The following is a 15,164-nucleotide window of genomic DNA, read 5'->3' as shown; positions in this document are numbered from 1 at the left end:
GGGAGGACCATGACCGCCAGCCCCACCCGGCGCGCCCTCCTCACCGCCGCCCTCCTCGCCCCGGTCCCGACGGCACGGGCGGGAACCGCCAGGGCCGTCACGGCAGACCCGTACGACAGCCTCCGCCACCGCTGGCTCGACCTCGCCCTCGGCACCGGCTACGACCCCGCCGCCGAGCCCTACGCCTCCCGGCTGGCCCGGACCGGCGACCTCGCCCGCGCCCTGCAGGCCGCCATGGCCCCCGCCCCCGCCTCCCTCTGGCCCGACAGCCCCTTCGACCCGCCCTCCGGCATCACCCGGAGCTACGGCCGGCTGTGGACCATGACCCAGGCCTACGCCCAGGACGGCACCGGCCGCACCGGCGACGAAGGCCTCCTCGCCGACATCCTGCGCGGTCTCGACCATCTCTCCGCCACCGTCTACCGCCCCTCCACCACCCCCTACGGCAACTGGTGGGAATGGCAGATCGGCAGCCCCCGGCTCCTCCTCGACACCGGCCTCACCCTCCACGACCACCTCGGCGCCGGCCGGATCGCGGCCGTCTGCGCGGCCGTCGACCACTTCCTCCCCGACACCCTGCTCACCGGCTACTCGGGCACCTCCACCGGCGCCAACCGCGTCGACCTGTGCCGCTGTGTCGCCCTGCGCGGGATCCTCGGCCGGGCCGGCGACCGGATCGCCCTCGCCCGTGACGCCCTCTCGCCCGTCTTCCCGTACGCCACCCGGGGCGACGGTCTCTACGCCGACGGCTCCTTCGTACAGCACACCTGGGTCGCCTACTCCGGAACCTACGGGCAGGTCCTCCTCGACGGACTGGGGCGGCTGTTCACGCTGCTGGCGGGGTCGCGGTGGGAGGTCACCGACCCGGACCGGCAGAACGTCCTCGACAGCGTCGAGCACGCCTACGCCCCCCTCGTCCACCACGGGCTGGTCATGGACTGCGTCAACGGGCGTGCCATCAGCCGGGGTTGCCTGAAGGACGACGACCAGCACGTCATGCGCGGCGACCGCTTCCACGGGCAGGCGCTCGTCGCCGCCATGGTGCTGCTCGCGGGCGGCGCGAGCCCGGGCGAGCGGGAGCGCTGGTACGGCCGGGTCAAGGGGTGGATCGCACGGGACGGCTCCGCCGGTCTGCTGACGGCACCGCAGTTCGGGGTCGCCGACCTCGCCCGGCTGCGCGTCGTCGCCGACTCCGCCGTACCCGCCGTGCCCGAGAGCGTGGAGCACCGGCTGTTCCCGGCCATGGACCGTGCCGTCCACCGCCGGCCCCGGTTCGTCGCCGCCCTCTCCATGGCCAGCGACCGCATCGCCCACTACGAGTGCGGCAACGGGGAGAACCCGCGCGGCTGGCACACCGGGTCCGGGATGGTGTCCTGGTGGGCCGAAGGGGGCGACGACCAGTACACGGACTGGTTCTGGCCGACCGTGGACTGGTACCGGCTGCCCGGCACGACCGTCTCCACCCGGCGCCTCGCCGACCGGGCCGGCGGCGAGTGGGGCGCGCCCAAGCCGGACGTGCGCTGGGTCGGTGGCGCGACGGACGGGGAGTACGCGGCGATCGGACAGCATCTGAAGGGGCTCGGCTCGACCCTGGAGGCCCGCAAGGCGTGGTTCTGCCTCGACGACGCGGTGGTCTGCCTCGGCGCCGGGATCACCTGCTCCGACGGCGTGCCCGTCGAGACCGTCGTCGACAACCGCAACCTCGGCGAGCGCGGCGCCCAGGCCTTCGTCCGCGGCCGGGACTGGGCGCATCTGGAGGGTCACGGCGGCTGGATCCTGCCCTGGGGCGGCGATCTGTGCACCCTGCGCGAGGACCGCACCGGAGCCTGGTCCGACATCAACGCCGACAGCACGGACGAGCGGCGCACCCGGCGCTGGCAGACCCTGTGGCTCGACCACGGCACCGACCCGGCCGGCGCCCACTACCTGTACGTCCTGATGCCCGGCGCCTCCCGCACCCAGGTCGCCGAACGCGCCGCCGACCGGCGCTGGCTGTCCGTCCTCGCCAACGACTCCCGCCGTCAGGCCGTCGCCGTGCCCGCGCTCGGACTGACCGGCGCTCTCTTCTGGCGGGCCGGCCAGGTCGGGGCGCTGGCCGCGTCCGGTGGCGCGAGCGTGCTGGTGCGGCACCGGGACCGGGGAGGTACGGCTACGCTCTGCGTGAGCGAGCCACCCCGTTCGGGCGAGCCGCTGAAGATCGTCTGGGACCGCCCGGTGCGCTCGGTCGTACGGGCGGACGACAGCGTGCGGGTGCTGTCGGCGGGCCGCCGTCTGAGGCTGCTCGTCACTCCGGGGATGGCATGCGCCACGCACGTTTGTGAGGTCGTTCCGGGCTGACGGCTTTGTGGCACTCCAACAACGCCGACGGCCTCTGAGCAGTCGGAACGGCTGCATGCCGGTGAGGTTCTGTTCAGTGCTACCAGGAAAATGGGCCGGAGACTGTACGGAGTCGACGGCTCGCTTTCCTTGGTGTCCTTCGTAAGGTCGCTACATGACCGTTTTGGAAGAGACGACGGGTGAGCCGACCGGCGAGCCGACGGACGCGCGCGGGCGGGTCGCCGAGCTGCACGAGATCCGTGCCGCCGCCGTGGCGGGCCCCAGTGAGCAGGCGACCGAGGCACAGCACGCCAAGGGCAAGCTGACCGCCCGGGAGCGGATCGAACTGCTCCTGGACCCGGGTTCCTTCCAGGAGGTCGAGCAGCTGCGCCGGCACCGCGCGGTGGGCTTCGGCCTGGAGGCCAAGAAGCCGTACACCGACGGTGTCATCACCGGCTGGGGCACGGTCGAGGGCCGTACGGTCTTCGTGTACGCGCACGACTTCCGGATCTTCGGCGGCGCGCTGGGCGAGGCCCACGCCACCAAGATCCACAAGATCATGGACATGGCCATCGCGGCCGGTGCCCCGCTGGTCTCGCTCAACGACGGTGCCGGCGCCCGCATCCAGGAGGGCGTCTCCGCGCTCGCCGGGTACGGCGGCATCTTCCAGCGCAACACCAAGGCCTCCGGTGTCATCCCGCAGATCTCGGTGATGCTCGGCCCGTGCGCGGGCGGCGCGGCCTACAGCCCCGCCCTCACCGACTTCGTCTTCATGGTCCGCGAGACCTCGCAGATGTTCATCACCGGCCCGGACGTCGTCAAGGCGGTCACCGGCGAGGAGATCACCCAGAACGGGCTCGGCGGCGCCGACGTCCACGCGGAGACCTCCGGCGTCTGCCACTTCGCCTACGACGACGAGGAGACCTGCATCGCGGAGGTGCGGTACCTGCTGTCGCTGCTGCCGCAGAACAACCGCGAGAACCCGCCCCGGGTCGACTCCGGCGACCCGGTGGACCGCCGCTCGGACGTCCTGCTGGACCTGGTCCCGGCGGACGGCAACCGGCCGTACGACATGGCCAAGGTCATCGAGGAGATCGTCGACGACGGCGACTACCTGGAGGTCCACGAGCGCTGGGCGCGGAACATCATCTGCGCGCTGGGCCGTCTGGACGGTCAGGTCGTGGGCATCATCGCCAACCAGCCGCAGGTGCTGGCGGGCGTCCTGGACATCGAGGCGAGTGAAAAAGCTGCGCGCTTTGTCCAGATGTGTGACGCTTTCAATATCCCGATCGTCACCTTCCTGGACGTCCCCGGGTTCCTGCCCGGTGTCGACCAGGAGCACGGCGGAATCATCCGGCACGGCGCGAAGCTCCTCTACGCCTACTGCAACGCGACCGTGCCGAGGATCTCGCTGATCCTGCGCAAGGCGTACGGAGGTGCCTACATCGTCATGGACTCCCAGTCGATCGGCGCCGACCTGACCTATGCCTGGCCGACCAACGAGATCGCCGTGATGGGCGCGGAAGGCGCGGCCAACGTGATCTTCCGGCGACAGATCGCCCAGGCCGAGGACCCCGAGGCCACGCGTCAGAAGATGGTCAAGGAGTACAAGGCCGAGCTGATGCACCCCTACTACGCCGCCGAGCGCGGTCTGGTCGACGACGTCATCGACCCGGCCGAGACCCGCGAGGTACTCGTGAAGTCCCTGGCGATGCTGCACACCAAGCACGCCGACCTGCCGTCCCGCAAACACGGCAACCCCCCGCAGTAACCCTGCGGAAACCTCTTCCACGGAGACTGACACCCATGGACAACGCTGAGATCCGCGTCGAGAAGGGCCACGCCGAGCCCGAGGAGGTCGCCGCCATCACGGCCGTGCTCCTGGCCCGCGCGGCGGCCGCCCCGTCCGCCCCCGCGCGCCGCGCCCGCCCGAAGGCCGGCTGGCGCCGCCTGGAGCGCGAGCCCGGCTTCCGCGCCCCGCACAGCTGGCACTGACCCGTACGACGCGCAAGGGGCCCCTCTCCCGCGAGAGGGGCCCCTTGCGCGTGCGCGCGGCACGGACGCCGCCGACGACGCGACAGGAGAGGGGCCCCTCCGACGGAGGGGCCCCTCTCCTGGACCTACCGACCTACCACTGCCTACCGCAGGCGGGCCATCAGCGCGTGCTCCACGAGCGTGATGAGCGCCGACTTGGCGTCCGCCCGGTGCCGGGCGTCGGTGGTGATGATCGGGGTGTCGGGGCCGATCTGCAGGGCCTCGCGCACCTCGTCCGGGTTGTACGGCTGGTTGCCGTCGAAGCCGTTGAGGGCGATGACGAAGGGGAGACCCGAGTTCTCGAAGTAGTCGACCGCCGGGAAGCAGTCGGCCAGCCGCCGGGTGTCCACCAGCACGATCGCGCCGATCGCGCCGCGCACCAGGTCGTCCCACATGAACCAGAAGCGGTCCTGGCCCGGCGTACCGAAGAGGTACAGGATCAGGTCCTGGTCCAGGGTGATGCGGCCGAAGTCCATGGCCACCGTGGTGGTCGTCTTGTCTCCGGTGTGGGTGAGGTCGTCGATGCCCGCCGAAGCGGATGTCATCACGGCCTCTGTGCGCAGCGGGTTGATCTCCGAAACGGCCCCGACGAACGTGGTCTTGCCCACGCCGAAGCCACCCGCCACCACGATCTTCGCCGAGGTGGTGGAGCGGGAAGGACCGCCGCTAGAGCTTGCGAAGTCCACTGAGCACCCTTTCGAGCAGTGTCACGTCTGGCTGGCCGCCGGCGTTCTCGTCGCCGCCGGGCTGATGAATGGCGACCAGTCCCGCCTCCGCCAAGTCGGCGACGAGGATCCTGGCCACGCCGAGAGGGATCGTGAGGAGGGCCGAGATCTCGGCCACCGACTTGATCTCACGGCAGAGGTTGCAGATCCGCTGATGCTCGGGCAGCTGGCCCTGCATCTGGTGCGGCTGCGCGGTGGTGTGCACCAGCGCCTCGATGGCGAGCTGGTAGCGCGGGCGGGTCCGGCCGCCGGTCATGGCGTACGGACGCACCAGGGGGTTGTTCGACGCTCCGGCGGGCGACGGCTCGGGGCGGCGGTGCGGCTGCACCGGCTGGATGCGCGGCGCCGGCGGCTGGTCGTACGGCGACGGGCCGGGACCCTGCGGCGCGTACGGCTGCCGGTGGCTGGGGGCGGAGGGGAAGTTGTACCGGTTCGCCGAACCGTCGCCCTGACCCTGGCCAGGGCCGTACGACCAGTTGCCCGAAGACGGACCGCCTGGGGGTGTTGCCACTTTCTCTCCTCCTCCGACCGTGCCGGGCACCGATCCCTGTGGAGCCGCGTCCCGAAACCTTACGGCCCCGGGACGCTTAAACGCACCGTCTGATAGTTAGTTGAGAAGGCTTCCCTGGAGTTCCGCACGCAGATCCGGGGTAAGGACCGTGCCCGCCCGGTCCACCAGAAGGGCCATCTCGTACCCAATGAGGCCGATGTCCGCCTCGGGGTGGGCCAGCACCGCCAGCGACGAACCGTCGGATACGGACATGATGAACAGGAATCCCCGCTCCATCTCCACAACCGTCTGGTTCACGTGACCCCCTTCGAAGATCCGGGAGGCACCTGCCGTCAGCGACGTCAGACCGGAGGCGACGGCCGCGAGCTGGTCGGCACGGTCGCGGGGGAAGCCTTCGGACATCGCCAGAAGGAGTCCGTCGGCGGAGACCACCACCGTGTGGGACACCCCCGGGGTGTTGTCCACGAAGTTGGTGATCAACCAGTTCAGGTTCTGTGCCGCCTGGCTCATCGGGCTCACACTAACGCTCCTGGTTGTAGGTGCTGTCAGAACCGAAGCCCTGACCGTTCGTTTCACTGCTGCCTGCGTTGCGCCCGCGCTGGACGCCGCGACGCAGGTTGCTCAGCCTGCCCCGGACGTCCTCCGGGGCGCGGGAGACCTGAGGGCCGCCCTGCGGCGTGCTCTCGGCGGTGCCCTCGACCAGGTTGGCCTTCGGTACCCGCCGCGGCAGGCCGGAGGAGGTGACCCCGCCCGCCTTGGGCTTGCGGAGCTGCGCGGCCTGCTGCCAGCGCGCGTCGTTCGCCGAACGCCAGCTGCTGTCGCCGCCTGCCTCCGGTGCGGAAGCCGACGCCTCCTGCTGCCCGCGGCCCGCTCCGCCCGAGCCGTTGGAGGATGATCCACGGCGGGGCAGTCCGGCGTCGGTCAGCGCGTGAGCGGCCGGGGAGGCCGGTCCCGGACGGTCGAAGCCTACGCCGCCCAGCTCGCCGGCGTCAGCGGCCTGCGCGGACTCCGCTTCGGGAGCGTAGTGGGCCGGGTAGCCGTTCTGGTAGGTGTCCTGCTGCGGCTGCTGCGGCCAGTCGTCCTGGTAGGGCCGCTCCTCGTAGGACCCGAAGGCCTCGGGGGCCGCGGCCCGCGCGGACGTGTGCTCCTCCTGAGCGGGCTCCGCATACGGGGGCTCCGCATACGGGGGCTCGGGGTAGCCGCCGGTCGACGAGAAGGCGTCGTCGCGCGGCAGACCGCCGTTCGGCGCGTAGTACTGCTCGTCGTACGACGGCTGCCGGGGCTCCTCGAAACCGGTCTGCTGCTCCGGGTACGCGGTCTGCGCCTGGTAGGCGGCCGGCTGCTCCTGGTAGCCGGTACGGCTGCCGTCGTAGCCCTGCTGGGCGTCGAACTCGTCGGTGTACCCGGGCGTCTCCGGAGCGGACTCCTGCTGCGCGGGCTGCCCGTGGGACTGCGCCTCCAGCGCGGCCCGGCGCTCCTCGCGCATCAGCGAGCGGCCCACCGGGTCCAGTTCGCGGATGTCGTCGGGGACGTCGGCGTATCGGCTGTCGTCGAAGCCCAGCTCGGCAGCGGTGCGCATCGGCTGGAGCTGCGGCTGGTTGAAGCTCTCGCCCTGGAACTGCTGCTCCGGGATGATCTGCGAGACCGTGAACTCGTCGCGGTCCAGCGGCTGTTCGCCGCCACCGCCGTGGGTGATCGCGTCGGGGAGCATGACCAGCGAGGTCGTGCCGGCCTGCTCGCCGGAGGGGCGCAGCTGGACGCGGATGCCGTGCCGGTCGGACAGCCGGCCGACCACGAACAGGCCCATGCGCTGCGAGATGGCGGCGTCCACGGTCGGCGGGTTGGCCAGCTTGTGGTTGATGTCCGCGAAGTCCTCGGCGGTCAGACCGATGCCCTTGTCGTGGATCTCGATCATGATCCGGCCGTCCGGGAGACGGGTGGCGGTCACCCGGACCTTGGTCTGCGGGGAGGAGAACGTGGTGGCGTTCTCCAGCAGCTCGGCGAGCAGGTGCACGAGGTCGGTCACTGCACGGCCGTGGATCTCGGCCTCCGGGACACCGGACAGCTCGACGCGCTCGTACTGCTCCACCTCGGAGGAGGCGGCCCGCAGCACGTCGACCAGCGGCACCGGCTGGTCCCAGCGGCGGCCGGGCTCCTCGCCGGCGAGGACCAGGAGGTTCTCGCCGTTGCGGCGCATACGGGTGGCGAGGTGGTCCAGGCGGAAGAGGTTCTCCAGCTGGTCCGGGTCGGCCTCGTTGTTCTCCAGCTCGGTGATCAGGGTCAGCTGGCCCTCGATCAGCGACTGGTTGCGACGCGAGAGGTTGGTGAAGATCGCGTTGATGTTGCCCCGCAGCAGCGCCTGCTCGGCGGCGAGCCGGACGGCCTCGCGGTGGACCTGGTCGAAGGCGCGGGCGACCTCGCCGATCTCGTCGGTCGAGTTGATCGGGATCGGCGCCACCCGGGTGTCGACCCGGCCGGGGTCGGTGCGCGAGAGCTGGTCGACCAGCATCGGCAGACGCTGCTCGGCGATGCCGAAGGCGGCGTTGCGCAGCTGGCGCATCGAGCGGGACATCTGCCGGGCCACCATGCCGGCCAGGATGAACGCGGCGAGCAGGGCGACCACGACCGCGGCACCGGTGATGAACGCGGAGGTCTTGGCGTCGTCGGCGATGCCGGAGGCCTCGTTCACCGCCTTGTCGGCGAGGTCCGACTCCAGCTGGCGGTAGGCGTTGTACTTGAGCGTGTTGACCGCCCACCAGTTGTCGGCGGTGATGCCCTTCTGGGCGAGCGCCTGCCGGGTCAGGGGGCTGGTGTCCTTCAGCGTGGCCAGCGCGGTGACCATCGTGGTCGGGCTGGACGGCGGGGGCACGTAGGTCGGGTCCTTGGCCTTGGCCTGCGCGGCCATCGCGGCGCCGTCGGTCTTGATCTTGTTCTCGGCGTCGGTCAGCTTCTGCGCGTCGGCCTCGGTGCCACCGCCGACGTACTCCTCGACGGCGATGCCCTCCAGGTAGGCGTAGGAGGACAGGGCCACGCGCTGGGACGCGAGGTTCGGGGCGTCCGGGCCGGGCTTGACCAGCAGGTGCATGCCGATCGAGCGCTCCAGCGAGAGCGCGGCCTTGGTCAGCGAGATGGCGTAGACGGTACGGCCGTAGGAGGTGATGTTGCCGGTGCCCAGGCCCAGCTCGTTGGCGAACTCCATGAGGGGGTGGGCGATGCCGACGTATCCCTCTTCGGTTTGCACGCCGGTCAGCCTGGTCGTGTAGGCCGCCGCGCGCAGGTTCTGGAGCTTGGGCTCCTCCACCCGGAACAGCTTCAGTCGGCGCTCCAGGCCGGATTTCTTCGGCATGTTCTGCGCGGCCTGGTCGAAGGCGTCCGCGGCCTTGTCGGTGGCCTGGCGGGCCGCGGTGACGACCGCCTTGTTCTTGTTCAGCAGCAACGGTGCCGCGGTGACGTCCCGCTCGTTGTAGAGGGCGTCGGCGTAGGAGAGGGAGGCGCGTACCAGGCGGGCGGTGTTCTCGGCGTCACGGGCCTGCTGCCAGGTGTCGATCGAGCTCTTCACCTGGAAGCCGCCCATGACGAGGCCGACCACCACGGGTATGAGCAGGATCGCGTTCAGCCGGGTCGGTACCCGCCAGTTGCGCGGGGAGAGACGGCCGCCGCTCTTGGCGGGCGCGGCCGTCGGCTCCGCACCGGGCGCGGGGGTGGGCGCCGCAGCGCGCGGCGGCGGGGTGAAGTTGCCCCGCGCCGACGGCTCGGGACCGTTCTTGCTTCGCCTCACTCGACCAACAACCTCTCGGCGGTCGGCACCTACGTCGTGCCGCAGTCTCTCAGAGCCCGGTTCGCCATCGACCACTGTTGAGTACGTCTTTGACTATTGGGCAGTTCAGGCATTCCAGCACGGGGACCAGTGCACTTCCAAACAGCGGAACCCCCCGAAGTGGTGTGATGTAAGCCCCAGATAAAACGGTCATAAAGAACGAGCCCCGCCAAAATGCGGGGCCTTCGTGGACGCAGCGGTACCGGATGACCGCGACGCGTGGCGATACCACGCGATTCCTCTGCCGAAACGTTATGAACACCGGAGCCGGCCATGTCAAAGGCCACAGCCGGCTCCGGTGTGGTGTACGACAACCGCACGACAACTGCCGTACGTCACGAGCGGTTTGCGGGGCTACCGCAGACGTGCCATCAGAGCGTGCTCCACCAGCGTGATCAGGGCACTCTTGGCATCGGCGCGGTGCCGGGCGTCGGTGGTGATGATCGGGGTGTCGGGGCCGATCTGCAGGGCCTCGCGCACCTCGTCCGGGTTGTACGGCTGGTTGCCGTCGAAGCCGTTGAGGGCGATGACGAACGGCAGACCGCTGTTCTCGAAGTAGTCGACCGCCGGGAAGCAGTCGGCCAGCCGCCGGGTGTCCACCAGCACCACCGCGCCGATCGCGCCGCGCACCAGGTCGTCCCACATGAACCAGAAGCGGTCCTGGCCCGGCGTACCGAAGAGGTACAGGATCAGGTCCTGGTCCAGGGTGATGCGGCCGAAGTCCATGGCCACCGTGGTGGTCGTCTTGTCCCCGGTGTGGGTGAGGTCGTCGATGCCGGCGCTCGCGGACGTCATGACGGCCTCGGTGCGCAGCGGGTTGATCTCCGAGACGGCACCGACGAACGTGGTCTTGCCCACGCCGAAGCCACCGGCCACCACGATCTTCGCCGAGGTGGTGGCCCGGCCCCCGTCAGAGCTTGCGAAGTCCACTGAGCACCCTTTCGAGCAGCGTCACATCGGGAGCGCCGCCGTTGTTCTCGTCGCCACCCGGCTGGTGGATGGCGACCAGGCCGGCCTCGGCGAGGTCGGCCACCAGGATCCGGGCCACGCCCAGCGGCATCGCCAGCAGGGCCGAGACCTCGGCCACCGACTTCACCTCGCGGCACAGATGGCAGATCCGCTGGTGCTCGGGCAGCAGTCCCATCAGTGCCGCCGGATCGGCCGTGGTGCTGATCAGGGCCTCGATGGCGAGCTGGTAGCGCGGCCGGGTCCGGCCGCCGGTCATCGCATAGGGACGGACCAGCGGCTGGTCGCCCTCGTCCCCGTACGGCTCCGCGTACGGATCATGATGGGCGGTGGGCGGGGTCATGAATCCTCCGGGCGGGACAGCAAGTCGGTCAGTCGTGCCGTCTGACGGGGCCGGTGGGGGGATTGTGGCGGCCGGACGGTGATTTGGTGAGGTGGGTGGTGCCGGGGTCGGTCAGTGGAGCAGACTGCCCTGGAGTTCGGCGCGCAGGTCGGGCGTGAGTACGGCGCCCGCGCGGTCGACGAGCAGAGCCATCTCGTAGCCGACCAGGCCGATGTCGCACTCGGGGTGGGCCAGGACCGCGAGGGACGAACCGTCCGAGACGGACATCAGGAAGAGGAACCCGCGCTCCATCTCGACGACCGTCTGCGCCACGTCGCCGCCCTCGAAGATCCGGGATGCCCCGGCGGTCAGCGAGGTGAGCCCGGACGCGACGGCCGCCAGCTGGTCGGCGCGGTCGCGCGGAAAGCCTTCGGACATCGCCAGAAGGAGACCGTCGGCGGACACGACGACGGTGTGGGACACCCCGGGGGTGTTGTCCACGAAGTTGGTGATCAACCAGTTGAGGTTCTGTGCCGCCTGGCTCATCGGACTCAACTAACGCTCCTGCTGGTGAGTGGGGCTCGGGAAGCTGCCGGTCTGGCCGTTGCCGGCCTGTCGACCCTGCGCGATACCCCGACGGAGATTGGTCAGCCGGCCGCGTACGTCATCAGGCGCACGCGAGACCGCCGGACCCGCTTGGTGCTGTTGCTGCTGAGCCGTGCCCGGCACGAGGTTCGCCCGGGGGACACGACGCGGCAGACCGGAGGTGGTGACACCGCCCGCGGCCGGCTGCCGTACGCGCTCCGCCTGCCGGACGAGTTCGTCGTTCGGAGACGTGCGCCAGGCACCCGGGGCGGGACGCTGGGGGGCCGCCGGATTGGCGGCGGTGGGGGCGGGGGCCTGCGGCTGCTGCGGAGCCGGAGCCGGAGTGCTGTCCGGCTGCCGTTCCGGCCGGCCGCCGCCCTGGGAGCCGTGGAACCAGTTGGTCTCGAGCGTGTCGTACAGCGGCGTACGTCCGTCACCGGGGCCGGTGGCGGGCGGCAGTGCCTCGGGCTCCTGCCGGACCGGACGCTGCTGCGGGGCCGGCGGACGCGGCGCGCCGAAGTCGGCGCCCCGGCCGTTGACCTGCGGCCGCTCGAACTGGCCGGTGTACTGCGGGCCGCCCGCCCGCCCGGGCAGCGGGTGCTGCCCGGTGGAGCCGGCGTCGAAGCCGTTGTCGTAACCGCGGTCGTAACCGCCGTCGTAGGCCTGCGGGGCGGCGAACTGGCCGGTGGAGGAGCTGTCCTGCTGCCCGTTCTGGCCGTTCGGCGTGCCGAAGACGTCGGAGCGGACGAACGGGCCCGAGCCCTGCTGGTTGCCGGGGCGCTCGAACTGGCCGGTGGACTGCCCGTTCTGCTGCCCGTTGTACTGGCCCTGCCGGCCGGTGTACTGACCGTTGTTCTGGGAGCCGTTCAGGCCGTCGAAGTCCGCCCGCGGGAACTCGCCCGTGGCGGGGATCGCCGGTATCTCGGCGGTGGCACCCGGGCCCTGGCGGTCGTCGACGCGCGGCATCCGCGCGGTCTGCGCCGCGTCCGGCTCGTCGTGGCCGCGCGGGGTGTCCAGCGAGGCACGCGACAGGGCCGCGCGGTCGTTGCCGTCGCTCCAGCTCGGCGTGCGCTGCTGCGGGTCGTTGCCGCCGGGCAGCTCGGCCCGGGGGGCGCCGCGCGGCGGCAGCTTGGGCTGGCGGCCCTGGTCGGGGGCGTTGTCACCGCGGTTGCCGCGCGGCGGGGCGGCCGGACCGCGGTTGCCACCGCCGAAGGCGTCCTGCTGGGGTCCGCCGGTGCCCGCGGCCTGCAGGCCCTGCGGGGCGCCCGGCGCCTGGCCGCCGAACCCGCCGGCACCCGAGCCGGCCGGCACCGGCCGGCCCTGCGGCGGCGCCGAGGGACCCTGCGGTCCACGCGCTCCGCCCGGCGCACCGGGACGGCCGCCCTGGCCCGCGCCGGGCAGCGCGGCCCGGGGGCCCTGGCCGGAGCCGACCTGGCCACGCTGACCCGGACCGGTGCCGAGCCGGCCACCACCGGAGGGCGCGCCGGCCCCGAGGGCGCCGGGGGCACCCGCACCGCCGCCGAGGGCGGCGCCGAGCGGGCCGCCGCCCTGGCCGTTGCCGCGCCGGGCGGCAGCCGCACCGGCCGCGGCCTGCGCGGCGGCGGGACCGCCGGTCGGGGCGGGGGCGCCGGGCTTGCCCGGGGCGGGCTTCTTGTTGCCCTGGGCGACGTCCACCGGGAGCATGACCAGCGCGGTCGTACCACCGGAGTCGGACGGGCGCAGCTGGATGCGGATGCCGTGCCGCTGGGACAGCCGGCCGACCACGAACAGACCCATGCGGCGGGAGACGGAGACGTCCACGGTGGGCGGCGAGGCGAGCCGCTCGTTGATCGCCGCGAGGTCCTCGGGGGAGAGGCCGATACCGGTGTCGTGGATCTCGATCAGCACCCGGCCGTCGGGCAGGGCGTGACCGGTGACCTTGACCTTGGTCTGCGGCGAGGAGAACGAGGTGGCGTTCTCCAGCAGCTCGGCGAGCAGGTGCACGAGGTCGTTGACCACGCGGCCGGCGACCTCGGTCGTCGGCACGGAGGCCAGCTCGATCCGCTCGTACTGCTCCACCTCGGAGGCGGCGGCGCGCAGCACGTCGACCAGCGGGACCGGGCGGGTCCAGCGACGGCCGGGCTCCTCACCCGCGAGGACCAGGAGGTTTTCGCCGTTACGGCGCATACGCGTGGCGAGGTGGTCCAGCTTGAACAGCGAGGAGAGCTGGTCCGGGTCGGCCTCGCGGGACTCCAGTTCGGAGATGAGCGACAGCTGGCGCTGGATCAGACCCTGGGAGCGGCGCGAGAGGTTGGTGAACATCGCGTTGACGTTGCCCCGCAGCAGGGCCTGCTCGGCGGCGAGGCGGACCGCCTCGCGGTGCACGTCGTCGAAGGCCGCGGCCACCTGGCCGATCTCGTCCTTGGAGTGCACACCGACCGACTCGACGGAGGTGTCGACGTCCTGCGGGTCCGACTCGGACAGCTGCTTGACCAGCTCGGGCAGCCGGTCCTGGGCGACCTTGGTGGCGGTCTCCTGCAGCCGGCGCAGCGAGCGGATCATGGAGCGGGCCACGACGAAGGCGCCGACCAGCGAGATGCCGAGGACCAGCAGGATCAGCGCACCGGAGATGATCGCGTCGCGCTCGGAGGAGCTGCGCAGCTCGCGCGCCTTCTGCTCCATGTCCTCGAGCAGCGTGTGCTCGATCTTCTTCATCTGCTCGATCTTGGTCGAGCTGTCGTCCACCCAGTCGCGGTAGGAGCGCTCCGGCAGACCGTCGAGGCCGTCGCGGGAGCCGAGGGCGCGCTTGGCGTAGGTGTCGGCGGCCTCGATCGTCGGGTTGCCCTCGTCGATCGGCTTGAGGAGTTCCTCGGCGTTCTGGCTCGCGTAGACCTTGCGGAAGATCGTCAGTTCCGAGCCCTCGCTCTCGTACGCCGACTCGGCGTACAGGCGGTCGTTCTCGGAGAGGGTGCCCTTGCTCGTGTTGTTGTCGGGCAGGGCCGCGGCGATGACGGCGCGCTGCACGGACGCGTACTCCTTGGCGGTGGAGAACGCCGCCAGGGCGCGGGTGCGCGAGATCATCTCCGGGTTGCTGGACGCCTCTGCCATGTCCTGGGAGAGGCTGATCAGCTGGGTGATCAGGCGGTGGTACGACTCGACCGTCTGCGTCGAGTTGTCCTTCGACTGGTAGGCGGTCCGGCGGATCTTGGCCAGGTTGTCCAGCTGGTTGGCGAGACCCACGAGGCTGTCGCGGACGCCCTGGAGGCTGCTGGTCTTGCTCGCGGAGCCGATCTGCTCGGCCGCGTCGAGGAAGTTCGTACGGGCGCGGTCGGTCTTGTCCTGGTAGCCCTTGACCGTGTAGTCGGTCGCCTGCAGACCGTGGGCCAGCGGGCCGGCCGACTGGTCGCGCTCCTCCTGGAGGGCCGCGGCCAGCTCGGTGGCCTGCTTGGTCATGTCCGTCAGCAGCTTCATGTTGTCGAGCTGCTGGATGTCGTTGATGTTCTGGTCGATGCGCAGGGCGCCCAGGGAGGTCGCCGCGACCACGGGGAGCGCGAGCAGCGACACCAGACGGGTGGAGATACGCCAGTTGCGCAGGGCCATGCGCGAGCCGGGGCCGGCGGGGCCCTTGGCGGGCTTCACGGGCGGAGCGGGGCTCGACGACGCCGACGGTCCGGACGCGCCGGGGCGCCCGGGGCGCTCACCGCCGTCGCCGGACGGTGCCGGGCCCGGGTTCTGGGCGTGCTGGGGCGAGGAACTGCCTTTTACGGGGCCAGTCCCGCCGTGCGGCTCCGGCTCCGCCGGAGCACTGCCATCCCTCTTGAAACGTCCCTGCACTAGCGTCGCAACCTCTGGACCAGGCACCCCTCCGCGTGAACGGAGGGACACGGTGTCGGCGTTGTAGGGAGCGCC

At 71.4% G+C, this 15,164-nt stretch carries 11 protein-coding genes; 3 read left to right on the top strand and 8 right to left on the bottom strand.

Features of this window, described 5'->3' with window-relative positions:
- Positions 1 to 9 precede the first annotated feature (9 nt).
- The 3 genes from ACFYMM_RS22845 to ACFYMM_RS22835 all read left to right on the top strand — a co-directional run bounded on the left by ACFYMM_RS22845 (position 10) and on the right by ACFYMM_RS22835 (position 4,311).
- Positions 10 to 2,337 (top strand): polysaccharide lyase 8 family protein, encoded by a 2,328-nt coding sequence (locus ACFYMM_RS22845; RefSeq protein WP_388389377.1) that lies wholly within the window; start codon positions 10 to 12, stop codon positions 2,335 to 2,337.
- Between the two features lie 154 nt (positions 2,338 to 2,491).
- Positions 2,492 to 4,087 carry an acyl-CoA carboxylase subunit beta gene (locus ACFYMM_RS22840; protein ID WP_388389375.1) on the top strand — a complete coding sequence of 532 codons (1,596 nt, stop codon included), beginning with the start codon at positions 2,492 to 2,494 and terminating at the stop codon, positions 4,085 to 4,087.
- 35 nt (positions 4,088 to 4,122) lie between these two features.
- Entirely contained in the window at positions 4,123 to 4,311 is a 189-nt protein-coding gene (locus tag ACFYMM_RS22835; protein WP_388389373.1) for an acyl-CoA carboxylase subunit epsilon, read from the top strand.
- A gap of 143 nt (positions 4,312 to 4,454) precedes the next feature.
- Here the strand turns inward: ACFYMM_RS22835 and ACFYMM_RS22830 are convergent, their stop codons facing one another.
- The 8 genes from ACFYMM_RS22830 to ACFYMM_RS22795 form a co-directional block, all read right to left on the bottom strand.
- On the bottom strand, positions 4,455 to 5,036 hold the full coding sequence (locus tag ACFYMM_RS22830; protein WP_026248371.1) for an ATP/GTP-binding protein: 582 nt from the start codon (positions 5,034 to 5,036) through the stop codon (positions 4,455 to 4,457).
- On the bottom strand, positions 5,017 to 5,586 hold the full coding sequence (locus ACFYMM_RS22825; RefSeq protein WP_388389371.1) for a DUF742 domain-containing protein: 570 nt from the start codon (positions 5,584 to 5,586) through the stop codon (positions 5,017 to 5,019). The genes ACFYMM_RS22830 and ACFYMM_RS22825 overlap by 20 nt, the downstream gene beginning before the upstream one ends.
- A gap of 96 nt (positions 5,587 to 5,682) precedes the next feature.
- Complete coding sequence (locus ACFYMM_RS22820; RefSeq protein WP_054219305.1) at positions 5,683 to 6,096, bottom strand: roadblock/LC7 domain-containing protein; 414 nt, start codon at positions 6,094 to 6,096, stop codon at positions 5,683 to 5,685.
- Positions 6,097 to 6,106: 10 nt separating this feature from the next.
- Entirely contained in the window at positions 6,107 to 9,364 is a 3,258-nt protein-coding gene (locus tag ACFYMM_RS22815; protein ID WP_388389369.1) for a nitrate- and nitrite sensing domain-containing protein, read from the bottom strand.
- A gap of 393 nt (positions 9,365 to 9,757) precedes the next feature.
- The gene (locus ACFYMM_RS22810; protein WP_388389365.1) at positions 9,758 to 10,333 is read right to left on the bottom strand and encodes an ATP/GTP-binding protein; all 576 of its coding nucleotides are present in this window, start codon (positions 10,331 to 10,333) and stop codon (positions 9,758 to 9,760) included.
- Positions 10,314 to 10,712: a DUF742 domain-containing protein gene (locus tag ACFYMM_RS22805; protein WP_009190816.1), complete on the bottom strand. Its 399-nt coding sequence runs from the start codon at positions 10,710 to 10,712 to the stop codon at positions 10,314 to 10,316. Before ACFYMM_RS22805 ends, ACFYMM_RS22810 begins: the two co-directional genes overlap by 20 nt.
- A gap of 111 nt (positions 10,713 to 10,823) precedes the next feature.
- Positions 10,824 to 11,237, bottom strand: coding sequence for a roadblock/LC7 domain-containing protein (locus ACFYMM_RS22800; RefSeq protein ID WP_005479910.1), 414 nt, complete (start codon positions 11,235 to 11,237; stop codon positions 10,824 to 10,826).
- A 9-nt stretch (positions 11,238 to 11,246) separates the two neighbouring features.
- The gene (locus tag ACFYMM_RS22795) at positions 11,247 to 15,089 is read right to left on the bottom strand and encodes a nitrate- and nitrite sensing domain-containing protein (RefSeq protein WP_388389363.1); all 3,843 of its coding nucleotides are present in this window, start codon (positions 15,087 to 15,089) and stop codon (positions 11,247 to 11,249) included.
- Positions 15,090 to 15,164 lie beyond the last annotated feature (75 nt).

Source organism: Streptomyces sp. NPDC006739, from assembly GCF_042869815.1.
Classification (GTDB): Bacteria; Actinomycetota; Actinomycetes; order Streptomycetales; family Streptomycetaceae; genus Streptomyces.
Note: the sequence above shows the minus strand (reverse complement) of the source record. Positions and strands in the feature narration are given on the sequence as shown.